Origin of the sequence: Aeromonas sp. (assembly GCF_050252055.1) — a bacterium.
In the GTDB taxonomy this organism is placed as follows: Bacteria; Pseudomonadota; Gammaproteobacteria; order Enterobacterales; family Aeromonadaceae; genus Aeromonas; species Aeromonas caviae.
Genome location: NZ_JBFWLQ010000009.1, coordinates 16,664 through 40,348 on the forward strand (window position 1 = coordinate 16,664; position 23,685 = coordinate 40,348).

Below are 23,685 nucleotides of genomic sequence, written 5' to 3' on the forward strand. Positions count from 1 at the left end.
CCGGGGTCGCACAAATCGGGGCCCCGTGGCGTCTTCGCTTGAGAATCGCCCTGCATCAGGCAAGAATACCCGCATCGCGCATCAAGCCTCCTTCGCTGGTGACAGGGAGCATAGGGATTTTTTATGAAACGTATTCTGGTAGTCCGCAATGACAAGATTGGTGACTTCATGCTGGCGTGGCCGAGCTTTGCCATGCTCAAGCGCTCCATGGAGTGTCATGTGACTGCCCTGGTTCCCGCCTACACGGCGCCCTTGGCCCGCCTGTGCCCATGGATCGACGAGATCATCCTGGATCCGGGTGCCCGGGCCGACAAGGAGCAGCAACGCGCCCTGCTGGCGCGCATCAAGGCGGCTGCCTTCGATGCCTCCATCTGCCTCTTCTCCAACACCCGCAATGCCAAGTTGGTGTGGAAGGCGCACATTCCCTACCGGCTGGCACCAGCCACCAAGCTGGCCCAGGTGCTCTACAACCAGCGTCTGGTGCAGCGCCGCTCCCGCTCCCAGAAGCCGGAGTACGAATACAACCTGGATCTGGTGCGCCGCTTCCTCGCCGATCAGCATCAGACCGTGGTGGAGCCACAGGGTCCCTACCTCGACTTCGACCCCGAGAGCCTGCTGCAGGTGCGCGAGCAGGTCGCCGCTCGTCTCAGGCTCGACGCCAGCCGCCCCTGGCTGATGGTGCATGCGGGCAGCGGTGGCTCGGCCAACAACCTCTCCATCGAGCAGTATTCGCGCCTCATCATCAAGCTCAACCAGGCCTGTCCCGAGTTGCAGTGCGTGCTGACGGCAGGCCCGGGGGAGGAGGGGAAGGCGGAGCAGTTGGCGGCCGAACTGCTGGCCCATGGGGGCAACGGCTGGATCTATCGCTCCGACGAGGGGCTGCCGAAGTTCTGCCAGGTGATGGCCAACGCCGCCCTGTTCGTGGCGGGCAGCACGGGGCCCCTGCACATCGCTGCGGCCATGGACGTGCCGACCGTCGGTTTCTTCCCGGCACACCGTTCGGCGACGCCGCTGCGCTGGCGGCCGCTCAACGGCGAGGGGCGCCATCTGCCCTTCAGCCCGCCGGAAGACAGCGACCACCCGGAGGACATGAGCCAGCTCGATCCCAAGGCCATGGCGGCAGAGATCGCCCGCTGGGCGCCGCCCTTCTGGCGCGCCGAGCGCTGAGAGCGCACACAGAACATACAGACAGGGCCCGCGTGGCCCTGTCTGTATGGGGATGCGCCCTGCTGGCAGGCCGGCCTACCGGGCGTGGCTCCCGACAGCCCCTTGACGGGCCTGCCCGGGCCCCGGGCAGGGGAAACCTGGCGGTATAAGCCGGAGTCGGGTCATGTTGCCAATATCCATGCATTCGGCTTATAGCGGCCAGTTTTCGTCCGTGGCGCCCAGGTTTGCGCCGTGAGCGGCCCCGCGAGGGCTGCGCCCGCTCCATGGCAATGGGGTTTGCCCCTTGTTCCGCTGGAACAAGGGGTGAGTGATTAATGCGATGTTTGAGGCGCGATGCCCTATTTCGGCTGCTGGGGCTGCTGGCGAACCCAGAGATCGGCGTATTTGACGAAGGTGGAGTGGGCGGAGAGGATGGCCAGCAGCAGGCCCTGCTTGCCGTCGAGGAAACCGGCCTTGAGCAGGTACATCTTGAGGAAGCAGCCGACGGCGTGGACCAGCCCCTGGCCGAGGGATCCCTTCTTGCCGCGGGCGGTGCGCTGATCGGCCCAGGCGCGGGCGTAGCCGGCGGATTTGACCAGGTAGTGTTCCAGATCCCGGTAGGTGTAGTGGAGGAGGTCGCCCTGCAGGTTGACGATCTTCATGTTGGCGCGCACCTCCACCTTCTCGTGTACCAGCGCCTCGTTGTAGCCGGTCAGCGCCTTGGGGTAGAGGCGCAGCACCCGATCCGGGTACCAGCCGCTGTGGCGGATGAAGCGGCCGAACACCCAGGAGAGGCGCGGGATGGAGTAGATGGTGTCGCTGGCCGGGTTGGCCATGACCCCCTGGATGGCTTCCCTGAGTTCGGGGGTGAGCCGCTCGTCCGCGTCCAGCCACAGCACCCACTCCGACTGGACATGGGACTGGGCGAGGCGGCGCTGACGGCCGAAACCGGGCCAGGTGGTGTTGACGAAGAAGCGGGCGCCAAATTCGGCGGCGATGGCCGGGGTGTCATCCTGACTGCCGGAGTCGAGAATGACGATTTCATCCGCCAGGCCTTCGAGGGAGGCGAGGCAGGCACGGAGGTTGTCGGCTTCGTTCTTGACGATCAGGACGGCCGCCAGGGTCGGTTTTTTCACAGGCAAGGGACTCTTGTTGGTGCCCGGTGGGCGGGTCATGCTCGGATTGGCGCCCATTCTAGCCTAAAACCCCGCGCGGGGCATGACCTGAGGGCCCGGTGGGCCCGCTTTTGAATGCGGGGGAAGGGGGATCTCTGCTACCCGGCAGTCGGTGGCCCAGGGCACGCCGTGTCCGGGTGGAAGAGAGCCTCAGGAGGGATGCGTGGGGGAGCAGATCCTGCCAGGTAGGCGTTTTGCGGGAGCAGACGGGTATCTTCTGTTATTTCTTCGGCCTTTCTTGGGGCATAATCTCGCCCAGTAATGATCAACAGCCGGGCCAGTCCCGAGAGAAGACGCGCGATGAAGATATTGGTGATCGGCCCCTCCTGGGTCGGCGACATGGTGATGTCCCAGAGCCTCTACAAGGCGCTCAAGAGCAACCACCCGGGCAGCGAGCTCCATGTGATGGCGCCGGCCTGGTGCGTTGCGCTGCTGGAGCGCATGCCCGAGGTGGACAAGGCCATCCCCATGCCGCTTGGCCACGGTGACTTCAAGCTGGGGGCACGCCGCCGCCTTGGCAAGCAGTTGGCCACGGAGCAGTACGATCAGGCCATCATCCAGCCCAACTCCATGAAGTCGGCCCTCATCCCCTGGTTTGCCAGGATCCCGGTGCGCACCGGCTGGAAGGGGGAGCACCGCTTCGGTCTGCTCAACGATATGCGCAGCAACAAGCAGGCCTTCCCGCTGATGGTGGAAGGCTATGTGGCTCTGGCCTACCCCAAGGGGCAGATGAAGAGTCGGGACGACATTCCCGCTATTCCCCATCCCTCCCTGCACGTGGATCTCATCAACCAGGGCAAGGCGCTGGAGCGGCTCGGCCTGAATCGTGCCCGCCCTGTGCTGGTGCTCTGTCCGGGGGCCGAGTTCGGCCCGGCCAAACGCTGGCCGGAGGGGCACTACGCCGTGGTGGCGCAAAAGCACCTCGACGAGGGATGGCAGGTGTGGATCTTCGGTTCGGGCAAGGACGTGGACGTGGCCAACACCATCCGCGATCGGATCAACCCCCTGTCGCGCCCCAACTGCCACGTGCTGGCGGGCAAGACCAGCCTGCACGAGGCGATCGACCTGATGGCCCTGGCCGGTCGGGTCATCGCCAACGACTCGGGCCTGATGCACGTGGCGGCCGCCCTCAACCGGCCGCTGATCGGCGTCTACGGCTCCACCTCGCCCCTCTATACCCCACCGCTGGCGGACAGGGTCGAGATCGTCCACACCGACATCGAGTGCCGCCCCTGCTTCAAGCGCACCTGCAAGTTCGGCCACCTCAAGTGCCTGATCGAGCTGATGCCGGAACAGGTCATCGAGGCGGGAAATCGGCTGGAGCGTGGGGAAACGGCAGATCTGACCATAGTGCGGCAGCCGGTGGAATCCTCTGCTGCTGAACCAGGTAATAGCTAGCATGATCTACCGGTTGCTCTACAACCTGCTGATCCACCTGGGGTTGCCCCTGGCGCTGCTGGCGCTCTACAAACCCAAAAAAGGCAAGCCCGGCTTCGGGGCGCGCTGGGCCGAGCATCTGGGACGATTGCCGCCGACCGGACAGGAGGCTCCACTCTGGATCCATGCGGTGAGCGTGGGGGAGACCCTGGCCATCACCCCCTTCATCCGCGCCCTCAAGGCCGAGCGCCCCGAGCTGCCCATCCTGCTCACCACCACCACCCGCACCGGCGCCGAACAGGCGGCCAAGCTTGGGGATCTGGTGGTGCACCGCTATGCGCCTCTCGACTACCCCTGGGCCGTCTCGGCGTTTCTGAGCACCGTCAAGCCCCGCGCCCTCTGGGTGATGGAGACAGAGCTGTGGCCGAACTGGCTGGCGGCCTGCGAGGCACGCCACCTGCCAGTGACCATCCTCAATGCCCGCCTCTCGGAGCGATCCTGTCAGCGCTATGGTCGCTTCCAGGGTGCCTTCGATGCCCTGAGCCGCCCGCTGACCCACCTGCTCTGCCAGCATCAGGACGATGCGGATCGCTTCCATCGGCTGGGGATAGGGCGCAACCGGCTGGCGGTGACCGGCTCCATCAAGTTCGACATCCAGTTTGGCGACGAGGTACAGGCCAGGGGCCGTGCCCTGCGCCAGCAACTGGGGGAGGCACGACCTGTCTGGATCGCCGCCAGTACCCACCAGGGGGAAGACGAACAGGTGCTGGCCGCCTTCGATCGGGTGCTCAAGGCCCACCCCTCCGCCCTGCTGATCCTGGTGCCGCGCCATCCCGAGCGTTTCGATCGAGTGGCCGAGCTGTGCGCCCCCTACGGTTGCGTGCGGCGCACGGCGGGCAGTGCGGTCGGCGAGAGCGACAAGATCTACCTGGGTGACACCATGGGCGAGCTGCCGCTGATGTTGGCGGCGGCGGATCTCGCCTTTGTCGGTGGCAGCCTGGTGCCCGTGGGCGGTCACAACCTGCTGGAACCGGCGGCGCTGGGCAAACCCTGCCTGACCGGCCCCGTCTATTTCAACTTCAGCGACATCACCCGCCAGCTGGTGGTCCAGGGGGGGGCTGCCGTGGTGGCGGACGCCGAGGCGCTCGGCCACCGGGTGAGCGCCCTGCTCGGCGATGCCCCTGCCCGCCGCGAGATGGGGGAGCAGGCCCGCGCCGTGGTGCTGCGCAATCAGGGGGCGCTGGCGCGCACCCTCTCCCATTGCCTCGCCAGCCTGGAAAGTGACGACTGAGGCGGGGCGGCGTGGTGGCCGCCCCGCCAGCATGTCTGCCAAACCCCGGGAGACAATCCGCGCCTCTTTCCTTTATGCTCTGCCCTTTGCCCCTGACCCTGTGATGCCCCGATGAACCGCGCTCCCCTGCTGTTGATGATACTGGTCACCCTGCTGGCCGCCGCTGGCTGGCTCTTCTCGAAAGAGGCGATTCGCGAACTGCCCACCGCCGCCTTTATCGGCAGCCGCTTCCTGCTGGCCGCCCTGCTGCTGTTGCCGCTCGCCTGGTTGCGCGAGCCGCCCCCCAGTGGCTCACAACTGCTGCGTGCCGCCGGGTGCGGCACCTTGCTCGGGGCCAGCCTGCTGTTCTGGGTTACCGCCATCAGCCAGAGCGATGCCCTCGGCAGCGGCGCCTTCATCATGAGCGTGGCCACCCTGATGGCGCCGCTCGCCGCCTGGGCCGCCTTCAAGGCCAGACCCGGCCGTCACTACTGGCTGACTCTGCCCGTGGCCGTCGCGGGTCTGCTGCTGCTCTCCAGCAGCACTCACTGGGGCGTGTCGCTCTCCCTGTTCTGGTTTCTGGCGGCGGCCGCCACCCTGGGGGTTCAGCTCGCGGTGCACCGCCACTTCGCCCAGTCCATCCCTCCTACCTGGCTCACCTGCATCCAACTGGCGGTGACCGGGCTGCTCGGCACCCTGCTCTCCCTGCTGACTGAGCAGTGGCCCGCCGACATCAGCCAGGGCATCTGGGGCTGGTTTGCGGCCAGCGTCCTGATCGCCACCACTCTGCGTTACTGGCTGCTCACCCACGCCCTGAGCCGGATGACCACGGCCCACGCCGCCCTGCTGATGCTGCTGGAACCGGTCTGGACCCTGATCTTAAGCACCTTCTTCTATGACGAGCCGCTGGGCCCCGCCAAGCTGGCAGGCGCCGGCCTGGTGCTGGGCGCCCTGGTGCTCTACCAGCTCCCCCTTCTGCTGCGCAGCCGAAGGCTGAAGTCACCGGTCTAGCCTGAACGGGCGACAAACCTAAGTGGTTCGGAAAAGCGAGAGGGTCTGCATGGCAGACCCTCTTTGCGTGATGGTACATGTCGGGCTCCCTTTGCTCGGGGTTGCCATCAGTCAGGCGGCTGAGCGCTGCGGGAAACGAGCATAAGAAAGCCCCCGGGTGGCGGGGGCTGGTGCATCGATGAGGGAGATCACTCGATGTTCTGGATCTGCTCGCGCATCTGCTCGATGAGGACCTTCAACTCGACGGCGGACTGGGTCACTTCGGCGTTGATCGACTTGGAGCCCAGCGTGTTCGACTCGCGGTTGAACTCCTGCATCATGAAGTCGAGACGACGGCCACAGGCGCCACCCTTCTTCATGATCTTGTTGGTTTCGCTGATGTGCATCTCCAGGCGATCCAGCTCTTCGGCCACGTCGATCTTCTGGGCCAGCAGCACGATCTCCTGCTCGATGCGGGCCGGATCCAGCTCCACCTTGGCTTCGGCCAGCCGGTCGGTGAGCTTCTGGCGCTGCCACTCGATGATCTGCGGCAGGTGCACGCGCACCTTCTTCACTTCTACCTGAATGCCCGCCAGACGCTGTTCGATCAGGGCCTTGAGGTTGGCCCCTTCGCTGGCGCGGGAAGCGAGGAAATCTTCCATGGTCAGGTCAAATCCGCCGAGCAGCTCGGTGGCAACCGCATCCATGTCCTGCTCGGCGGCAGCCATGACGCCCGGCCAGCGCAGCACGTCGACCGGGTTGAGCTGGCCCTGGCCCGCCTCTTTCATCACCCAGTTGGCGCTGTCGATGATGAGCTTGGCCAGCTCTTCATTGATGTGGAGCTGGCTGGCAGCGGCTTGCGCGGCCTCGAAACGCAGGTTGCACTCCACCTTGCCGCGCTGCAGCTTGGCGCGGAAGCGCTCACGCAGAACCGGCTCCAGGCTGCGCAGTTGTTCCGGCAGGCGAATGTAGGTCTCCAGATAGCGCTGGTTGACCGAACGAATTTCCCAAACGGCTGTGCCCCAGTCGCCCTTGAGTTCCTTGCGGGCGTAGGCGGTCATGCTGTGAATCATTGATTGTTCCGGGCTTGATGAAGTGTGGGGCCAGTATACTCAGCCAGCCCTGCTCCGTCAGCCGACAGCGTGGTTTTAGCGGCTGATATTTGGGCTGGGATCACTTATACTCCTGCGCCAATTCAGCCAGCCCAGAGGTCCGTCCCATGTCACGTCCCAGCGATCGCACTGCCGCGCAGCTTCGTCCGGTCACCATTACCCGCCACTTCACCAAGCATGCTGAAGGGTCCGTGCTGGTGGAATTCGGCAACACCCGCGTGCTCTGCACCGCCAGCGTCGACACCAGCGTGCCACGCTTCCTGAAAGGGAAAAATCAGGGCTGGGTGACCGCCGAGTATGGCATGCTGCCGCGCTCCACCCACTCCCGGATGAACCGCGAAGCGGCCTCCGGCAAGCAGAGTGGCCGCACCCTGGAGATCTCCCGGCTGATCGCCCGCTCCCTGCGCGCCGCAGTAGACCTGACTGCGCTGGGCGAGCACTCCATCACAGTTGACTGCGACGTACTGCAAGCCGACGGCGGTACCCGTACCGCCGCCATCACCGGTGCCTGTGTGGCGCTGGTGGATGCGCTGAACTGGATGGTGGAGAAGGGGCTGATCAAACAGAGCCCGCTCAAGCAGATGATCGCGGCCGTCTCCGTCGGTATGTATGAAGGGGAAGCCATCTGCGATCTGGAGTACATCGAAGACTCCGCCGCCGAGACCGACATGAACGTGGTGATGACCGAAGATGGTCGCATCATCGAGGTGCAGGGTACCGCGGAGGCCGAACCCTTCACCCATGAAGAGCTGCTGGCCATGCTGGCCCTCGCCAAGGGCGGTATTGCCGACATTATTGCGCTGCAGAAGCAGTCACTTGCATGATTTTAAAAACGCGGCATTGACCGCGTTTTTTTATACCCCACACAAGTAAACGACAAGCCAAGTAAGGAGCCAGAATGAAAGCCTACCAGCGTCAATTTATCGAGTTCGCCCTGGAGAAACAGGTCCTCAAATTCGGTGAATTTACCCTGAAATCCGGTCGTAAAAGCCCCTACTTCTTCAACGCCGGTCTGTTCAACAGCGGCCGCGATCTGGCCCGTCTCGGCCGCTTCTATGCCGCCGCCCTGATGGATGCCGGCATCGAATTCGACGTGCTGTTTGGCCCGGCCTACAAGGGGATCCCCATCGCCTCCGCCACCGCGGTGCAGCTGGTGGAGCAGCACGACGTGGACGTGCCCTGGTGCTTCAACCGCAAGGAGGCCAAGGATCACGGCGAGGGTGGCAATCTGGTGGGCAGCCCGCTCAAGGGGCGCATCATGCTGGTGGACGATGTCATCACTGCCGGCACCGCCATCCGCGAATCCATGGATCTGATCCAGGCCAACGGCGCCTCCCTGGCTGGCGTGCTGATCGCGCTGGACCGTCAGGAGAAGGGTAAGGGCGAGCTCTCCGCCATTCAGGAAGTTGAGCGTGACTACGGTGCCCACATCATCGCCATCATCCAGATGAGCGACTTGATCCAGTATCTGGAAGAGAAGCAGGCCGAACAGCCGGAGCTGGCGGCGCAACTGGCCGCCATGAAGGCTTACCGCGCCCAGTACGGTATCTGAGTCGCCGCGCATACCGCGCAATAGTTGAAGGCGGCGCCCGTTTGTTCTCTGGCAGCAAACGGGCGCCGTTTTTTCATCTGCAAAAAGTGGATCATGTGGCTTGAGCTTACCCTTACAGTAAAGGTTAGGGTTTGCCAGTCGGCGTTTTGTGGTGCCGACGGGTTCCTGGGAGGAACAACATGACCACTCATCTTCAATCACCCATTCATCTGCAGTTGCCGCTCAGCGGCATGAGCTGCGCCAATTGCGCCGGCCGCATCACGACCGCCCTCAACAAGCTCGATGGGGTTTCGGCCACCGTCAACTTCGCACTGGAGCAAGCCGCCATCGAGCTGGCCAGCTCTGACCGTTTGCCGGCGGTGCTGGAGAGCATCAAGGCGCAGGGTTACGACTACGGCAGTGAGACCATCCTGTTTCAAATCACCGGCATGACCTGTGCCGGTTGCTCGGCCCGCCTGAACAAGATGCTGGCGGCGCTGCCCGGCGTCATCTCCGCCGACGTCAACTTTTCCATCGAGCAGGCTCGTATCGTGCTGGTACCCGGGGTGCAGACGCCCGCGGCCCTGCGCGAGCAGATCGAGGCCCTCGGCTTTGGCGCCCAACTGGCGCAGGGCTCGGCCAGCGGCCGCCGCCAGCAGTTGCTGGAGCGGGAAGCGCAGGAGGCCGCCAGCGCCCGTCAGGCGCAAACCCGGGTCATCGTCTCGGCTTTGCTTACCCTGCCGCTGCTGGCGGGGATGCTGGCCATGGCCGGGTTGTTCCCCTGGCATCTGCCCGCCTGGCTGGAGCTGGTGCTCGCCACCCCGGTGCAGTTCTGGATTGGGGCCCGCTTCTATCGCGGCGCCTGGCTCGCCATCAAGAACCGCTCCGCCAACATGGATGTGCTGGTGGCGACCGGTACCAGTGCGGCCTACTTCTACAGCCTCTATCTGCTGCTTAATCTGGGGGTGGCCGCCAGTGGCCAACTCTACTTCGAGGCGAGTGCCATCATCATTACCCTGATTTCCCTCGGAAAACTGCTGGAAGCGCGAGCCAGACGCAGCACCCAGTCCGCCATTCGCGAACTGATGGCGCTGCGGCCGGAAACCGCCACCGTCTGGCGCGGCGAGCGCTGGCAGATCGTCGCCATCGACGAGGTGCTGCGCGGCGACAGGCTGCGGGTGCTGGTGGGGGAACGGGTGCCGGTGGACGGCAGAATCGTGAGCGGCGAGAGCGAGCTGGACGAGTCGATCCTCACCGGTGAGAGCCTGCCGGTGCCCCGCGGTGAGGGCGACAAGGTGCTGGGCGGTGCCATCAACCGCTCCGGCGTGCTGGAAATTGAAGCCACTACGGTGGGGGAGGACTCCAGCCTCAGCAAGATCATCGCGCTGGTAGAGAACGCCCAGATGGGCAAGGCCCCGTTGCAACAGCTGGTGGACAAGGTCTCTGCCGTGTTCGTGCCGGTGGTGATGGCCATCGCCCTGTTCACCCTGCTGGTGTGGTACGCCATCAGCAGCGACTTCGGTCAGGCGCTGCTGGCGGCGGTGGCCGTGCTGGTGATCGCCTGTCCCTGTGCGCTGGGGCTGGCGACGCCGGCGGCCATCGTCACCGGTACCGGGGTGGCGGCGCGCCACGGCATTCTGATAAAAGACGTGGATACCCTGCAGAAGGCCCACGCCATCAAGGCGCTTATCTTCGACAAGACAGGTACGCTCACTCAGGGCAGGCCCGTGCTGGCGAGCTGGAGCGGCACAGCCGAGCAGCTGCGTCTGGCCGCCGCTCTACAGCAGGCGAGCGAACACCCGCTGGCGCTGGCCATGCGCGAGGCGGTCGGCAAAGAGGCGATGCTGCCCCAGCCGGAAGCCGTCGAGGTGCGGGTCGGTGCCGGTATTGTCGGTCAGGTGGCGGGCCATAGGGTCGCCATCGGCAATGGCTCTCTGCTGGCCCAGCTCGGTATTGAACCGTCACAACACGATGAACAACCCGCCGACGGCGCGACCCGGGTCTGGGTGGCCATTGACGGCGTGGTAGCTGGCATTGCGGCGCTGGCCGATACCCTGCGCCCCGAGAGTCCGGATGCCATCGTCACCCTGCGTCAGCGCGGCATCGCCAGCTGGCTGGTGAGCGGTGATGGACCGGTGCCGGTGGCCCATATTGCCGCCAAGCTGGGGCTGGACGGGGCGTTCGACTCCGTGCTGCCGGCCGGCAAGGTGGAGAAAGTAGAGGCGCTGCGGGCGCAAACCAGCGGGCTGGTCGCCATGGTGGGGGACGGGGTGAACGACGCTCCGGCGCTGGCGGCGGCGGATGTGGGTATCGCCATGGGCTCCGGCTCCGACGTGGCGATGGAGACCGCCTCCATCACTCTCATGCGATCCGACCCGCGGCTGGTGGCCGATGCCATCGACATCTCGGCGGCCACCTGGCGCACCATCCAGCAGAATCTGTTCTGGGCCTTCGTGTTCAACATCATCGGTATTCCGCTGGCGGCGCTGGGTTACCTCAGCCCCGAGCTGGCGGGGGCGGCCATGGCCCTGAGCAGCATCACCGTCTTGAGCAATTCCCTGTTATTGAAGCGCTGGCAGCCCCGGGCGGGCAGCCTGCGTGCATCTGAATCCCAAAGGAGTCATTCATGAACATCAGCAAGGTCGCCAAGGCCACCGGCCTGACCGCCAAGACCATCCGCTACTACGAGAGCATCGGCCTCATCTCGTCGCCGGTGCGCAGCGACAACGGGTATCGCAGTTATACGGATGCCTCCCTGCGGGAGCTGCGCTTCGTCAAGCGGGCGCGGGAGACCGGCTTCAATCTGGAGGAGTGTCAGGAGCTGCTGGCGCTCTATCGGGACGAGCACAGAACCAGTGCCCAGGTGAAGAAGCTGGCCCAGGAGAAAATCGTCGATCTGCGCTCCCGCATCGCCGGTTTGCAAGCCATGCTCAGCGCCCTCGAGGAGGTGGTGAGCTGCTGTCACGGAGATGCGAATCCCCAGTGCCCCATCCTCGACGAGCTGGAGAAAGGGTGAGGGAGGGCTGCGCCATTCGACCCTGCAGAAAAGGGTCTGTCGGGGCCTGTGCGAGAGAGGACGCGCTGAGTGGCAGCTTAATAGCGATCGATTGATTGTTGAGCAGGAAAGGGGAGTGTTAAACTGTGCGGCTCTTGTACAGGGAGTACCCAGTTGACACAGAGTGTGAAATATCAGGTGCGGCGGGCCATCATGGTCCAGCTCTATACCCATGCCTCCTTCAGCCTGCCTTGCCTGGGGCTGCTGGCGATCAGCTGGAGCCTGCTGTTCCACGATTACCTGCCGGCCAGCGAGTCGCTGGGCTGGCTCGGTCTGGTCCTGCTGCTGTTGCTGGGGCGCTGGTGGCATCTGCGCTGGCGCCAGCCCAGGCTGGCACAGCTTCCGCTGCCGGTGCTCGAGCGCGAGCTCTTTGTCGGGGTGACCATCACCTCCATCGTCTGGGCACTGGGCGTGCTGCTCTACATGGACAAGCTGCCCGACACCTATCGTGCCGCCATGATGATGCTCTCCAGCCTGATCCTGACCGGCAGTGCCATCATGCTGTTCGGCAGCCGTCGTACCCTCTATGGGGCCGTGCTGCCCCTCGGGTTTGCCATGTTGTTCGAGCTCAGTGGCGGCAACACCCAGGAGCGTATCGTCTCCTGCATGCTGGCGGGGTATCTGTTCGTCTTTCTGCCGACCCTGCTGCGGCGCCTGCGGCGGGATCAGGTGGCCTCTCTCTACCACAGTTTTTCCAATGCGGATCTGGTGGCCGAGCTGAAGGCGGTCTCCGAGCACCTCAAGCTCACGTCCCGCCTCGACGGTCTGACCGGCATCGCCAACCGGGCCCATCTCGACGACTCCCTGGCGCGCGCCTGGCGTCGCTGCCACCGTGCCAGGGCGCCTCTCTCTCTGGTGCTGGTGGATGTGGACTACTTCAAGCAGTTCAATGATCACTATGGTCATCAGGTGGGGGACCAGTGCCTGCAACAGGTGGCGAGCCTGCTGGCCGAAGTGCTGCGGCGGGAAGACGATCTCGCTGCCCGTTACGGCGGAGAGGAGTTCGCCCTGCTGCTGCCCTGCACCACCTTGCAGGGGGCCATGCAGATCGCCGAGCAGGTGCGTACCTCGTTGCGAGCCCTCGGCATTCCCCACCACAAATCCCGGGTCTCGGGGCGGGTCAGTTGCAGCTTCGGGGTGGCGACCCTGGTGCCGGATCAGCATCACTCCATTGCCGAGCTTATCCAGAAAGCGGATGCGGCGCTCTATCAGGCCAAGCATAATGGCCGGGATCGTATCGAAGTAGCCTTGATGGGTAAGGTTGCCTGAGTTTCACAAGACAGATTAAAGAGGTCGTCTATGCAATGTCATCGTATCGAAGAGCTGCTGGAACTGCTGCAGCCTGCCTGGATCAAGGAGCAGGATCTCAGCCTGGTGCAGTTTGTTGCCAAACTGGCCGAGGAGGCGGGATTTGACGGTCCGCTGTCCGCACTGACCGACGACATGCTGATCTACCACCTCAAGATGCGGGAATCCGACAAGCAGGCGATGATCCCGGGGCTGGCCAAGGATCACGTGCCCGACTTCAAGGAAGCCCTGCTCAAGGCCCGCGGCATCAAGTAATCCTGGCGTCATATCGCCATCAGAGAAAGGTTTCAAGAGAATCTGTGAAAAGGCGCATAGTCAACTGGCTATGGGCCTTTTTTGTTGCCTGAAATTGCGACGGGACTCGAACTATAGATACATTTAACCCACACAATTAGCAGGTTGTTTAAGATATAATCGCTTTCATAACAATATGAGTGGAGCGATGTGTTGCAATGGCCGACAAGGACAAGATCGACATCAAGGATGTGACCGGTGACGTCACCGGGACTTTCAATCCCAACACCTTCAAGGCGGGAGATGACAGGTTCAACCCCGGCAACCGCATCTATGTCCGCTCCCAGACCGGCTACTGGCAGCGGGTGCGCAAGGCCATGGGCTGGTTCTTCGTCGCGCTCTTTGTCCTCCTGCCCTGGCTGCGTTATGACGGCCGTCAGGCGGTGTTGTTCGATCTGGAGCACCAGCAGTTCCATATCTTCGGTGCCACCATCTGGCCGCAGGATCTCACCCTGCTGGCCTGGGTCTTCATGATCGCGGCCTTCGCCCTCTTCTTTGTGACCACCTTCCTGGGCCGGGTCTGGTGCGGCTACCTCTGTCCCCAGACGGTGTGGACCTTCCTGTTCATCTGGTTCGAGGAGAAGCTGGAAGGGGCCGCCAACAAGCGTCGCAAGCTGGATGCGGCGCCCTGGAGCGGCGAGAAGCTGGCCCGGAAGGGCGCCAAGCACCTGGCCTGGATCCTGCTGTCGCTGGGCACGGGGCTGACCTTCGTCGCCTACTTCCAGGATGTCTTCCACCTGGTGCCCGATTTCTTCACCCTGCAGGCGGGAGGCTGGGTCATCTTCTGGGTGCTGTTCTTTGCCGCCTGCACCTATGGCAACGCCGGCTGGATGCGCGCCATCATGTGTATCCACATGTGCCCCTATGCCCGCTTCCAGTCCGCCATGTTCGACAAGGACACCTACATCGTCGGCTATGACAGCCAGCGTGGCGAGACCCGCGGCGCCCGTGGTCGCAAGGCCGATCCCAAGGCTCTGGGGCTGGGGGACTGCATCGACTGCGACCTCTGCGTGCAGGTCTGCCCGACCGGTATCGACATCCGTGACGGTCTGCAGTACGAGTGCATCAACTGCGGCGCCTGTGTCGACGCCTGCGATCAGACCATGGAGCGGATGGGGTATCCGAAGGGGCTCATCAGTTACACCACCGAGCACAAACTGGCCCACAGTGAAACCCAGGTGGCGCGGCCCAAGCTGATTGGCTATGGCCTGGTGATGGTCGTCATGCTGGGGGTCTTCGTCTATAACGCCATGTCCATCATGCCCATGGGGCTCGACATCCTGCGGGATCGCAACCAGCTGTTCCGGGAAAACAGTGAAGGGCTCATCGAGAACACCTATACCCTGAAGATCCTCAACAAGACCCTGAACTCCCAGACCTACCGGCTGGACGTGGAAGGGCTGCCGGAGTACCAGTGGTTCGGACCCCGCGAGGTGACCCTGAAGGCGGGCGAGATCTATACCCTGCCGGTGAGTCTGGCGGTGGATCCCTTCAACCTGAAGCGCCCCACTCTGGACGTCCAGTTCGTGCTCAAGCGGGAAGGCGCGGCGCCGGACGACAGCAAGGGGACCTTGCGCCAACCGAGCAAGTTTATCAGCAGGTTGTGACGGCAAGGCGCACCGCCATGCACGGAAACGGCAGACAGTGGTGATAGAATGGGGCGCAACAGCGCCCCTTTTCTATGGTGGATGACATGCGTTTCAACTATTCCGACCTCAATCCCGATCTCATCATGGATGCCATCGATCTCAGCGGCTTGCGCATCGACTCCGGCCTTATCGAGCTCAACAGTTACGAGAACCGCGTCTATCAGTTCCAGGATGAGGATCGCCGTCGCTACGTGGTGAAGTTCTACCGCCCCGGTCGCTGGAGCCGGGCACAGATCCTGGAAGAGCACGCGTTTGCCGCTCGCCTCTGTGAAGCTGAGATCCCGGTCGCCGCTCCCATTGCCTTTGCCGGCGAGACCCTGCTGGAGCATCAGGGCTACCCGTTTGCCATCTGGCAGAGCGTCGGGGGGCGTCAGTTCGAGGTGGACAACCTGGACCAGCTGGAGTGGGTGGGGCGTTACCTCGGTCGCATCCACAGCGTCGGTGCCAGCCATGCCTTTCATCACCGGGTTCCGCTGGATGTGGAGAGCATGCTGCACGAGCCGCGTCAGTTGCTGGCGGCAGGCGAGTGGTTGCCGAGCGGGCTGGCCAAGTCCTTCTTCGGGGTGCTGGACGAGCTGATCCGGCACGTATGCGACGCCATGACCCTGGATGTGGCACGCATCTCCCTGCATGGGGACTGCCACCCGGGCAACATCCTGTGGCGTGACGGCCCCCTGTTTGTCGATCTCGACGATTGCCGCACCGGCCCCGCCATCCAGGATCTCTGGATGATGCTGAACGGGGAGCGTCATGAGCAGCAGATCCAGCTCGATACCCTGCTGGCGGGGTATGAGGAGTTCATGGAGTTCGACCCGCGGGAGCTGGCGCTCATCGAGCCGCTGCGTGCCATGCGCATCGTCCACTACATGGCCTGGCTGGCAAGACGCTGGGAAGATCCCGCCTTCCCCCGCCACTTCTCCTGGTTCAACACCGAACACTACTGGCGCCAGCAGATTGCGACCCTGCATGATCAGCTCGAGGCATTGAAGGCCCCGCCGCTCAGCCTGATGCCGCAGTGGTAGGGGCGCGAACCCGGAAGATCGCCACGCCACGGGGCGTCCGTTGGTGGTGTCGCCCGTACCATTGCCACAGCGGCAAGGTGCCCGTGGGAGGCGGGATGGCGGTCCCGCCTGTCTGCCTTTGCCATTGACGGCACGAGGGTGAGGCAATAGGCTTGGACTGCTTCGGTTCGCCGGGCGTGCCTCACAGTGATCCCTTAACAGGAAACGTCATGAAAAAAGTACTATTTTTCCTCGCTGCCATGCTGATGATCCCCATGGTTCACGCCGCCCCGCAATTCAAGGAAGGTGTCAACTATGACGTGGTCAGCCAGACCGGCAGCGCCCAGCCGGAAGTGATGGAGTTCTTCTCCTATTTCTGCCCGCACTGCGCCAAGTTCGAGCCGATTGCCGAGGATCTGAAGAAGAGCCTGCCGGAAGGCGTGCCGATGAAGAAGAACCCGGTGGCCTTCCTGGGCCGTGAAATGGGCCCCGAGATGCAGCGTGCCTACGCCGTTGCCAATCTGCTGAACGTGGAAGGCAAGCTGACCCCGGCCATCTTCGACAAGATCCACACCCAGCGCCAGATCCCCCAGAGCCGCGCCGACGTGAAGCAGGTCTTCGTGGACAATGGCGTGCCGGCCGAGGAGTTCGACGGTGCCGTCGACAGCTTCGCCGTCTCCGGCATGGTCTCCCAGTTCGATCGCAACACCGAGAGCTACAATGTGCGCGGTGTGCCGGCCTTCCTGGTCAACGGCAAATACATGGTGAAGATTGAATCCATCACTTCCCAGGAGCAGTTCAACCAGCTGGTGAAATTCCTGCTGGCCAAGAAGGACTGATCATTCCTGAGTCGATACAAAAGCCCGCCGGTGCAAACCGGCGGGCTTTTTGTTTGGCGTCTCGCGGGCCTGACTCAGACCCCGACGTGGAAGGCCTGCTTGAGGTTGCGAATGAAGTCCGCATCCCGGCAGAGGGTCTTGCCCGGGCTGTCGGATATCTTGGCGACCGGGCCGCCGTTGCACTCCATCAGCTTGAACACGATGTTCATCGGGCTGACGCCGGGCAGATCGCAGGTGAGCTTGGTGCCGATGCCGAAGCTGGTGTTGATGCGGCCGCGGAAGTGGCGCAGCAGCTCGACGGCCTTGTCGAGGTTGAGCCCGTCGGAGAAGACCAACGTCTTCTCGGCAGGGTCGATGCCGAGCCGCTGATAGTGGCTGATGGCCTTCTCGCCCCATACCACGGGATCGCCGGAGTCGTGGCGCAGCCCCTGGTAGCGGCTCGCCAGCTCGAAGTCGAAGTCACGCAGGAAAGCATCCATGGTGATGCAGTCGGTGAGCGCGATACCGAGGTGGTTGGTGAATTCGTCCAGCCAGCTGGTGAGGGCGGCGCGCTGGCTGAGCTCCAGCGGGAAGCCGAGCTGCTGGTGGGCCTGGAACCACTCGTGGGCCTGGGTGCCCACCGCGGGCAACCGGTACTTCTGGGCCAGCAGGTAGTTGCTGGTGCCGCGAAACGCCGGCAGCCGCTCCTTGAGGCGACCCACCACGGCGTCTTGTACCGCGAGGGAGAAGCGGCGACGGGTGCCGAAGTCGATGAGGTTGAACTCGCTCATCTCCTCCCGGCTCAGTTCCCGCTCCAGCTTGTCGATCTTCTGATCGAGCCGCTCCAGTGCCTGGCTGACACCGAACTGGGGATAACGGAAGCGGTTACGCATCTCGCTGATGATGGCGAGCACCGGGATCTCCCACAGGATCACGTCCTGCCAGGGGCCCTCGACCCGCACATTGATGCGGCCATCCTGCTCGAACACCTTGAGCAGGGAGGCGTCCAGCGGCTTGCGGCGCAGGTGGTCCAGGTAGTCGGGCGTGAAGAAGGGGCGTTCGGCCAGGAAGTCGAGTTCGGACCGGGTCAGGCGCAGGGAGCCGGCGAGGCGCAGTTGTTCCTCGATCTGGCCCATCATGGGCAGCAGGTCTTCTTCGTTGCGGCTGTGGAACTCGGCGACGACGTCGGCATCCGGATAGCGATGGAACACCGCCTGCTGCATGTGCAGCTTGTAGGCATCGGTGTCGAGCAGGCTGTGGAGGATGGGAGGCATATCAGGCTCCTGTGATGAGTGCTGCGCGGGCAACGCACTCTGGCTGCATCTGTGACGGGTGGGCGCCGGTGTCGGGTGGGCAGTGGAAAATGGAAGGCATGTCATGCATCCAGCAGGCGTTGAATGTCGGCCAGGGTCTGGGCCAGCTCGGCGCCGGCCTCGATCATCCGGGTGCGGGCCTGGTCGATTGTCTCGGGGGCGATGCCGCGGCAGGCGTCGAGGTGGACGATGACCCGGAAACCGGCGCGACGCAGTTGCAGCACGCTGGTCTTGACGCAATAGTCGGTGGCGAGGCCGCCGACCAGCACGGTAGTGACGCCGCGGGCTTGCAGAAACTCGATGAGCCCGGTGCTGCGCCGCTCCGCCAGGTCGTGATAGCAGGCGCCATAGGGATGCAGGTCCGGCTCGACCCCCTTCCAGACGAAGAAGTCGTAGTCGATGGGGGCGGGCAGGCCGTCGAGCAGCTCGAACCCAGGTGTGCCGGGCACGCAGTGGGCCGGCCAGGTGAGATCGGCATTCGCCAGAGCAAGGGGTTGCAACATGGCGCCGGGTTCGGTCACCACCCAGGGGGCGTTCGCGGGGTGGGCATCCTTGCTGCCGGTTCGCAGGGTGGCGAGGGCAGCCTGGGCATTGAGCGCCGCTACTATGGTATCCCCGCCAGCGACGGGCAGCTCGTTCGGGCAGAGGGGGGTGAATCCCTTCTGCGCATCAATATCCAGGCTGGCGATGATTCCCATGGATGGCTCCTTCACATAATATTCTTGTGATATTATCTACCAAACATTATTAGAAGGCGAGCAGGTCGACCAGGATGCCGAGAATGAGTCTGGATATGGTGGTGCTGCGGTTGCGCGAGGAGCGGCTCGAGCTGCTTCTCGAGACCCGGGATCGCCCCCCCTTTGCCCACTGCTGGCAGTTGCCGGCCCTGCGCATCGACGAGACCCGGGATCGGGATCTGGACGCGGCTCGCCATCGCCTGCTGGCAGAGTGGGGGCTAGAGCACTGCTACAGCGAGCAGGTCTGTACCCTCGGCAGCCTGGAGCGGGATCCCCGCGGCTGGTCCACCACCCTCGTCTATCTCTGTCTGGCGGATCCCGATGGGGGGGCGGTGCGCGGTCGCTGGCATCCTCTGGACGATCTGCCCGGCCTGCAACTCGCCTTCGATCACGGCAAGCTGGTCGCCATGGGGCTGGAGCGGCTGCGCATCAAGAGCCGTTACAGCACCCTGCCGCTGCATCTGCTGGGGGCAGAATTCACCCTCTCCGAGGTGCAACGGGCGTTCGAGATCGTCCTGCAGACCCCCATGAACACGGCCGCATTTCGCAAGCGGCTCCACCGTGCCGACATCCTGGTGGACACAGGGCGCAAGCGCACCGGCAAGCAACGTCCCGCCATCCTCTATCGGCTGGAGACCCCCTGTTGCGTCATGTTCGATCAGGTGATGCACGGTGCGGAAGCATAAGCCGATGTCTGCGAAAGCCGGATTGTCACCCCATAGCGGGTCTGGTGCACTGGCACCTCACACAGGAAGTCAAAGCATGGGAGAGACGGGAATGCACAAGGTGCTGGTGAGCGCCTGTCTGCTGGGGCAGCCAGTACGTTACGACGGCCAGAGCAAGGGGATTGTCAGCGACTGGCTGCAGGCGCTGGGAGCCGAGGGGCGGGCGCTGGCCTTCTGCCCCGAGGTGGCGGGTGGCCTTCCGACGCCACGCCCCCCTGCCGAGCGCCAGGGGGAGCGGGTGGTCACCGAAAGCGGGCTGGATGTGACGGAGGAGTTCGATCGGGGCGCCGCCCTTGCGCTGGCCCTCTGTCAGCAGCAGGACATTCGCTTCGCCCTTCTGAAGGAGGGGAGCCCCTCCTGCGGCAGCGGTCGCATCTACAATGGCCGCTTCGAAGGGGTTTCACTGGCGGGAGAGGGCAAGACCACGGCTTTGCTGCGCCGCCATGGCATCGCGGTGTTCAGCGAGGATCAGCTGCCCGAGCTGGCCTCAGCGCTCGCCTTGGCTGCCTGCGGATCGGTCTGAGCCGCCGCATCGGCCGCCTGCCACTGAGCCAGCATGTCGTCTTTTTCCTTCCAGCGTGCGTTCAGCCACTCCTGGAAACCGCGTTTGAACTGCTTGTCGTTGAAGTAATCCCCCACCAGTTGCTCGTCCACCGGCAGCTCCTCGATCCGCACCCGGATGCGCTTCATCTTCCCCATCAGGAAATCCTTGAAGGGGGTGTCGGAGTTGTCCGGGTAGCTGATGGTGACGTTGATCAGGCTGTCGAACTGATCGCCCATGGCTGCCAGGGTGAAGGCGAGTCCTGCCGCCTTGGGGGGCATGAGATGGCGATAGCGGGAGCGGGTGGCCTCGCGCTTCTGATCGGTGAAGCGGGTCCCCTCCACGAAGTTGATGACGGTGGTGGGAATGTGGCGAAACTTCTCGCAGGCGTTGCGGGTGGTCTCGATATCCTTGTCCCGCAGATGCGGATTTCTTAACAGAAACTCTCTCGAATAGCGGCGCATAAAGGGCATGTCCAGCCCCCAGCAGGCGAGCCCCAGCAGCGGGATGTAAATGAGCTCGTGCTTCATGAAGAACTTGGGCACCGGCAGCCGATTGCGAAACAGGTGGCCTAGCACCACGATATCGGTCCAGCTCATGTGGTTGCTGATGATGAGATACCAGCCATCCTTGCGCAGCCGGGTATTGTCCTCAATCTGCCAGTCGATGCGGGTAGTGAGGCGGATCACCAGGGCGTTGCAACCGAGCCACAGGCCCATGAAGCGATTGTTGAGCCGGCTGCAGGCGCGACCAAAGGCCGGCACGGGCAGCAGCAGTTTGGCCAGAGAAACCAGCAGGATCAGGCTGGCACACAGGGCGGTAAACAGTATGGTCAGGCCGGCGCTGATGAACAGCACCAGGGGGCCCGGGAGCAGGTTTGGCATGAGTGTCTTACTGCGTCTTGTCCGCCAGCAGCTTATCCAGGGTCTGGTCCTTCTCGTGCCAGATCCCGTTCAACCACTGTTGAAACTCTTGTTGGAACTCGGGGTCATTGAAGTAATCCCCCACCAGATTGCGTTCGATCGGCAGAAAGCGGACCCGAACCTTGATCTCCTTGACCCGACCGCACATGAAGTCCCAGTAGCTGGGGACGCCGCCGGGATAGGCGATGGTCACATCCACCAGCTTGTGCAGTTGATCCCCCATGGCCGCCAGGGTGAAGGCGATGCCCCCTGCTCTCGGGTGCAGCAGATGACGATAGGGTGCCCCTTGCTTGTCGTGCTTGCCGATGGTGAAGCGGGTCCCTTCCACGAAGTTCATCACACTCACCGGCATATGGCGGAAACGGGCACACGCCTTGCGCGTGGTTTCTATGTCTTTTCCCCTCAGATGCGGATGCTTTTCCAGAAATTTTCGGGAATAACGCCGCATGAATGGGAAATCCAGCGCCCACCAGGCCAGACCGAGAAAAGGTACCCAAATCAGTTCTTTCTTGAGGAAAAACTTCAGGAAGGGGATTTTTTGATTAAAAATCCGCTGCAATACCAGTATGTCGACCCAGGATTGGTGGTTGGCAATCACCATATACCACTCATTCCGGCGCCCTTTGTCCACTCCGACCACATCGAAAGGGGTGTTGATGATGGTTTTCTGGATCAGATTGTTAAAACCTATCCAGTGGGTGGCGCAGCCGTCCAGGAGGGTGTTGCAGAGACGTCGCCCCCCCTTGAAGGGCAGCAGCAGCTTGATGAGGCCAAGCAGCAGGACGGGGACAAACCAGAACAGGGTGTTGATGAAATAGAGCAGGGTCGAGAGGCTGCCGCGCAGTCGCTCTATCAGCTTGTTGGGCATGGTGGAATCCGTCTTCGTATCGGTGGATGGCAACCAAGTGGTCAGATCTGTGGCCATAATATCAGCCGGCCCACGACTAGACCATGGTGGCGCCCTTTCCGGGTCGGGAGGTGGCTGCTGCCGTTCCCCCGCTCACTGGCCCCCGCGCAGCCGTGACAACAGCCTGTCCATGGCACGATAGCCCAGGGCTTCGATCAGATGCGCTCTCTCGATGGTGGCGTGTCCCGCCAGATCGGCGATGGTGCGCGATACCCGCAGGATGCGGTGCCAGGCCCGGATGCTGAGCCCCAGCTTCTGGATTGCACCCTCCAGAAACTCGGCATCCTGTGGCGATAATCTGCAAACATCTTCGATTTCACGACTATCCAGCAGATTGTTGAGTTTTCCGCTGCGACTCAGCATGCGCTCTCGCGCCCCCAGCACCCGTTCGCGTATCTGCTGGCTCGATTCCCCCCGCTCCGCCTTGCCGGTCAGGCTCCCCCTGGGCAAGAGCGGGACCTCTACCGTCAGATCGAACCGATCGAGAAAGGGGCCGGAGAGCTTGCCCAGATAGCGCAAGATCTGATCCGGGCTGGAGCGGGTCTGGCCGTCGCCATAATGGCCGCAGGGGCTGGGATTCATGGCACCCACCAGCTGGAAGCGGGCGGGAAAATCCACCTGGCGGGCGGCGCGACTGATGGTGATGTGCCCGGTTTCCAGCGGCTCGCGCAGGGAGTCGAGCACCTTGCGCTCGAACTCCGGCAGTTCATCCAGAAACAGTACCCCGTTGTGGGCGAGGGAAATTTCGCCAGGCCTGGGATGGGTACCCCCGCCCACCAGCGCCACCGCCGAGGCGCTGTGATGGGGCGTGCGATACGGCCTGTGGTGCCAGTGGCCGGCGCGGGGGGTGAGGCCGCCGATGGAGTGAATGGCGGCGGTCTGCTGCGCCTCCTGTTCGCTCAGCGGTGGCAGAATGCCGGGCAGACGGCTGGCCAACATGCTCTTGCCGGTGCCGGGGGGGCCGATGAACAACAGGTTGTGGCTGCCAGCTGCGGCGATCTCCAGCGCCCGCTTCGCCTGGGACTGACCGATCACGTCCTGCAGATCCGGCACGTCGGGCAGGGTCTCCGCGCTCTGGGGTTCCGGCAGCGGCAGTTCGTACTGGCCCGCCAGCCAGGCGGTGACCGCCAGCAGCTGGTGGGCGGTGCGCACCTCGGCATCCTGTATGAGGGAAGCCTCCGGACCGTTCTCCCGTGGGACCAGCAGGGTGCGCCCCGCGTCGCGGCAGGCGAGCACCGAGGGGAGCACCCCAAGCACGGGGCGGATCTCGCCCGTCAGGGCCAATTCCCCTAAAAATTCGTGATCGAGCAGGTATTTTGCGGGTATCTGCTTGGATGCGGCGAGAATGCCGATGGCGATGGCCAGGTCGAAGCGGCCCCCCTCCTTGGGCAGATCCGCAGGGGCCAGGTTGACCGTGATGTGCTTGGCCGGAAATTCGAAATTGCCGTTGAGCAGGGCGCTGCGCACCCGATCCCGCGACTCCTTCACCGAGGTTTCCGGCAACCCCACCATGTTGAAGGCGGGCAGGCCGTTGGAGAGGTGCACCTCCACCGTGACTTGTGGCGCCGCTATCCCCAGGCTGGCACGGCTATAAACAACAGCTAATGACATAAATACCGTCCTTGGTTTGATGTATATGCTGGTTAACCGTTTTTTATTAGTTTTTTGTTCCAGTGGTCAGGTTTCAGAGCAGTTAAAATCAGAGTCTTGTCAGGTAAAAAGTGCTTGCCCAATAAAAATCACCGTGCTAGTTCTAATAGCCATTCGCGGCAAGCTCCGCTCCCATTTCACAGGATTTCCGGTTGTAACTATG

The 23,685-nt window shown here is 63.4% G+C and carries 22 protein-coding genes; 15 read left to right on the forward strand and 7 right to left on the reverse strand.

Going from position 1 to position 23,685, the window contains the following annotated elements; genetic code table 11:
- The first annotated feature begins 123 nt into the window (after positions 1–123).
- A complete protein-coding gene (locus AB7E19_RS15875; RefSeq protein WP_041214218.1) occupies positions 124–1,167 on the forward strand; it encodes a glycosyltransferase family 9 protein in 1,044 nt (347 codons plus the stop codon).
- Positions 1,168–1,505: 338 nt separating this feature from the next.
- Here the strand turns inward: AB7E19_RS15875 and AB7E19_RS15880 are convergent, their stop codons facing one another.
- Positions 1,506–2,282 carry a glycosyltransferase family 2 protein gene (locus AB7E19_RS15880; RefSeq protein ID WP_010676108.1) on the reverse strand — a complete coding sequence of 259 codons (777 nt, stop codon included), beginning with the start codon at positions 2,280–2,282 and terminating at the stop codon, positions 1,506–1,508.
- A 339-nt stretch (positions 2,283–2,621) separates the two neighbouring features.
- Here AB7E19_RS15880 and waaF point away from each other — a divergent pair, with 339 nt between their 5' ends.
- The 3 genes from waaF to AB7E19_RS15895 all read left to right on the forward strand — a co-directional run bounded on the left by waaF (position 2,622) and on the right by AB7E19_RS15895 (position 5,979).
- The gene (gene waaF / locus AB7E19_RS15885; protein ID WP_113069244.1) at positions 2,622–3,719 is read left to right on the forward strand and encodes a lipopolysaccharide heptosyltransferase II; all 1,098 of its coding nucleotides are present in this window, start codon (positions 2,622–2,624) and stop codon (positions 3,717–3,719) included.
- A gap of 1 nt (position 3,720) precedes the next feature.
- Entirely contained in the window at positions 3,721–4,989 is a 1,269-nt protein-coding gene (gene waaA / locus AB7E19_RS15890) for a lipid IV(A) 3-deoxy-D-manno-octulosonic acid transferase (RefSeq protein ID WP_322131888.1), read from the forward strand.
- A gap of 111 nt (positions 4,990–5,100) precedes the next feature.
- Positions 5,101–5,979 (forward strand): DMT family transporter, encoded by an 879-nt coding sequence (locus AB7E19_RS15895; RefSeq protein ID WP_322131307.1) that lies wholly within the window; start codon positions 5,101–5,103, stop codon positions 5,977–5,979.
- A 188-nt stretch (positions 5,980–6,167) separates the two neighbouring features.
- On the opposite strand, the gene AB7E19_RS15900 is transcribed toward AB7E19_RS15895, so the two are convergent.
- Positions 6,168–7,031: a YicC/YloC family endoribonuclease gene (locus AB7E19_RS15900; protein ID WP_011707879.1), complete on the reverse strand. Its 864-nt coding sequence runs from the start codon at positions 7,029–7,031 to the stop codon at positions 6,168–6,170.
- 146 nt (positions 7,032–7,177) lie between these two features.
- Between AB7E19_RS15900 and rph the strand changes: the two genes are divergently transcribed.
- The 9 genes from rph (at position 7,178) to AB7E19_RS15945 (ending at position 16,747) form a co-directional block, all read left to right on the forward strand.
- Complete coding sequence (gene rph, locus AB7E19_RS15905) at positions 7,178–7,894, forward strand: ribonuclease PH (protein WP_322131306.1); 717 nt, start codon at positions 7,178–7,180, stop codon at positions 7,892–7,894.
- 74 nt (positions 7,895–7,968) lie between these two features.
- The gene (pyrE, locus tag AB7E19_RS15910) at positions 7,969–8,622 is read left to right on the forward strand and encodes an orotate phosphoribosyltransferase (RefSeq protein ID WP_010676102.1); all 654 of its coding nucleotides are present in this window, start codon (positions 7,969–7,971) and stop codon (positions 8,620–8,622) included.
- A gap of 179 nt (positions 8,623–8,801) precedes the next feature.
- On the forward strand, positions 8,802–11,231 hold the full coding sequence (locus AB7E19_RS15915; protein WP_322131305.1) for a heavy metal translocating P-type ATPase: 2,430 nt from the start codon (positions 8,802–8,804) through the stop codon (positions 11,229–11,231).
- Positions 11,228–11,617 (forward strand): Cu(I)-responsive transcriptional regulator, encoded by a 390-nt coding sequence (gene cueR, locus AB7E19_RS15920; protein WP_010676100.1) that lies wholly within the window; start codon positions 11,228–11,230, stop codon positions 11,615–11,617. The genes AB7E19_RS15915 and cueR overlap by 4 nt, the downstream gene beginning before the upstream one ends.
- A 153-nt stretch (positions 11,618–11,770) precedes the next feature.
- Positions 11,771–12,925, forward strand: coding sequence for a GGDEF domain-containing protein (locus AB7E19_RS15925; RefSeq protein WP_041211999.1), 1,155 nt, complete (start codon positions 11,771–11,773; stop codon positions 12,923–12,925).
- Between the two features lie 30 nt (positions 12,926–12,955).
- Positions 12,956–13,219, forward strand: coding sequence for a YihD family protein (locus tag AB7E19_RS15930; RefSeq protein WP_010676098.1), 264 nt, complete (start codon positions 12,956–12,958; stop codon positions 13,217–13,219).
- Between the two features lie 197 nt (positions 13,220–13,416).
- On the forward strand, positions 13,417–14,865 hold the full coding sequence (gene ccoG / locus AB7E19_RS15935) for a cytochrome c oxidase accessory protein CcoG (protein WP_010676097.1): 1,449 nt from the start codon (positions 13,417–13,419) through the stop codon (positions 14,863–14,865).
- Between the two features lie 74 nt (positions 14,866–14,939).
- Positions 14,940–15,929 carry a serine/threonine protein kinase gene (locus AB7E19_RS15940; protein ID WP_039039688.1) on the forward strand — a complete coding sequence of 330 codons (990 nt, stop codon included), beginning with the start codon at positions 14,940–14,942 and terminating at the stop codon, positions 15,927–15,929.
- Between the two features lie 209 nt (positions 15,930–16,138).
- A complete protein-coding gene (locus tag AB7E19_RS15945; protein ID WP_010676095.1) occupies positions 16,139–16,747 on the forward strand; it encodes a thiol:disulfide interchange protein DsbA/DsbL in 609 nt (202 codons plus the stop codon).
- Between the two features lie 74 nt (positions 16,748–16,821).
- Here the strand turns inward: AB7E19_RS15945 and pncB are convergent, their stop codons facing one another.
- Positions 16,822–18,000 (reverse strand): nicotinate phosphoribosyltransferase, encoded by a 1,179-nt coding sequence (pncB, locus tag AB7E19_RS15950; RefSeq protein ID WP_010676094.1) that lies wholly within the window; start codon positions 17,998–18,000, stop codon positions 16,822–16,824.
- A gap of 101 nt (positions 18,001–18,101) precedes the next feature.
- Positions 18,102–18,737 carry a nicotinamidase gene (locus tag AB7E19_RS15955; protein ID WP_069652407.1) on the reverse strand — a complete coding sequence of 212 codons (636 nt, stop codon included), beginning with the start codon at positions 18,735–18,737 and terminating at the stop codon, positions 18,102–18,104.
- A 74-nt stretch (positions 18,738–18,811) separates the two neighbouring features.
- Here AB7E19_RS15955 and AB7E19_RS15960 point away from each other — a divergent pair, with 74 nt between their 5' ends.
- The gene (locus AB7E19_RS15960; protein ID WP_427935913.1) at positions 18,812–19,462 is read left to right on the forward strand and encodes an NUDIX hydrolase; all 651 of its coding nucleotides are present in this window, start codon (positions 18,812–18,814) and stop codon (positions 19,460–19,462) included.
- 76 nt (positions 19,463–19,538) lie between these two features.
- Positions 19,539–20,024: a DUF523 domain-containing protein gene (locus AB7E19_RS15965; RefSeq protein WP_103255145.1), complete on the forward strand. Its 486-nt coding sequence runs from the start codon at positions 19,539–19,541 to the stop codon at positions 20,022–20,024.
- Here AB7E19_RS15965 and AB7E19_RS15970 read toward each other — a convergent pair.
- The 3 genes from AB7E19_RS15970 to AB7E19_RS15980 form a co-directional block, all read right to left on the reverse strand.
- Positions 19,970–20,926 (reverse strand): acyltransferase, encoded by a 957-nt coding sequence (locus AB7E19_RS15970; RefSeq protein ID WP_319891177.1) that lies wholly within the window; start codon positions 20,924–20,926, stop codon positions 19,970–19,972. The genes AB7E19_RS15965 and AB7E19_RS15970 overlap by 55 nt on opposite strands.
- 7 nt (positions 20,927–20,933) lie before the next feature.
- A complete protein-coding gene (locus AB7E19_RS15975; RefSeq protein ID WP_319891178.1) occupies positions 20,934–21,833 on the reverse strand; it encodes an acyltransferase in 900 nt (299 codons plus the stop codon).
- A 132-nt stretch (positions 21,834–21,965) separates the two neighbouring features.
- A complete protein-coding gene (locus tag AB7E19_RS15980) occupies positions 21,966–23,483 on the reverse strand; it encodes a YifB family Mg chelatase-like AAA ATPase (protein WP_052815775.1) in 1,518 nt (505 codons plus the stop codon).
- Positions 23,484–23,685 lie beyond the last annotated feature (202 nt).

Excerpts from the sequence above, each read along its gene's own strand:
- AB7E19_RS15875 (WP_041214218.1), top strand. The coding sequence starts at position 124 with ATGAAACGTATTCTGGTAGTCCGCAATGACAAGATTGGTGACTTCATG.
- waaF (WP_113069244.1), top strand. The coding sequence starts at position 2,622 with ATGAAGATATTGGTGATCGGCCCCTCCTGGGTCGGCGACATGGTGATG.
- waaA (WP_322131888.1), top strand. The coding sequence starts at position 3,721 with ATGATCTACCGGTTGCTCTACAACCTGCTGATCCACCTGGGGTTGCCC.
- AB7E19_RS15895 (WP_322131307.1), top strand. The coding sequence starts at position 5,101 with ATGAACCGCGCTCCCCTGCTGTTGATGATACTGGTCACCCTGCTGGCC.
- AB7E19_RS15900 (WP_011707879.1), bottom strand. The coding sequence starts at position 7,031 with ATGATTCACAGCATGACCGCCTACGCCCGCAAGGAACTCAAGGGCGAC.
- rph (WP_322131306.1), top strand. The coding sequence starts at position 7,178 with ATGTCACGTCCCAGCGATCGCACTGCCGCGCAGCTTCGTCCGGTCACC.
- pyrE (WP_010676102.1), top strand. The coding sequence starts at position 7,969 with ATGAAAGCCTACCAGCGTCAATTTATCGAGTTCGCCCTGGAGAAACAG.
- AB7E19_RS15915 (WP_322131305.1), top strand. The coding sequence starts at position 8,802 with ATGACCACTCATCTTCAATCACCCATTCATCTGCAGTTGCCGCTCAGC.
- cueR (WP_010676100.1), top strand. The coding sequence starts at position 11,228 with ATGAACATCAGCAAGGTCGCCAAGGCCACCGGCCTGACCGCCAAGACC.
- AB7E19_RS15930 (WP_010676098.1), top strand. The coding sequence starts at position 12,956 with ATGCAATGTCATCGTATCGAAGAGCTGCTGGAACTGCTGCAGCCTGCC.
- ccoG (WP_010676097.1), top strand. The coding sequence starts at position 13,417 with ATGGCCGACAAGGACAAGATCGACATCAAGGATGTGACCGGTGACGTC.
- AB7E19_RS15940 (WP_039039688.1), top strand. The coding sequence starts at position 14,940 with ATGGTGGATGACATGCGTTTCAACTATTCCGACCTCAATCCCGATCTC.
- AB7E19_RS15945 (WP_010676095.1), top strand. The coding sequence starts at position 16,139 with ATGAAAAAAGTACTATTTTTCCTCGCTGCCATGCTGATGATCCCCATG.
- pncB (WP_010676094.1), bottom strand. The coding sequence starts at position 18,000 with ATGCCTCCCATCCTCCACAGCCTGCTCGACACCGATGCCTACAAGCTG.
- AB7E19_RS15955 (WP_069652407.1), bottom strand. The coding sequence starts at position 18,737 with ATGGGAATCATCGCCAGCCTGGATATTGATGCGCAGAAGGGATTCACC.
- AB7E19_RS15960 (WP_427935913.1), top strand. The coding sequence starts at position 18,812 with ATGCCGAGAATGAGTCTGGATATGGTGGTGCTGCGGTTGCGCGAGGAG.
- AB7E19_RS15965 (WP_103255145.1), top strand. The coding sequence starts at position 19,539 with ATGGGAGAGACGGGAATGCACAAGGTGCTGGTGAGCGCCTGTCTGCTG.
- AB7E19_RS15970 (WP_319891177.1), bottom strand. The coding sequence starts at position 20,926 with ATGCCAAACCTGCTCCCGGGCCCCCTGGTGCTGTTCATCAGCGCCGGC.
- AB7E19_RS15975 (WP_319891178.1), bottom strand. The coding sequence starts at position 21,833 with ATGCCCAACAAGCTGATAGAGCGACTGCGCGGCAGCCTCTCGACCCTG.
- AB7E19_RS15980 (WP_052815775.1), bottom strand. The coding sequence starts at position 23,483 with ATGTCATTAGCTGTTGTTTATAGCCGTGCCAGCCTGGGGATAGCGGCG.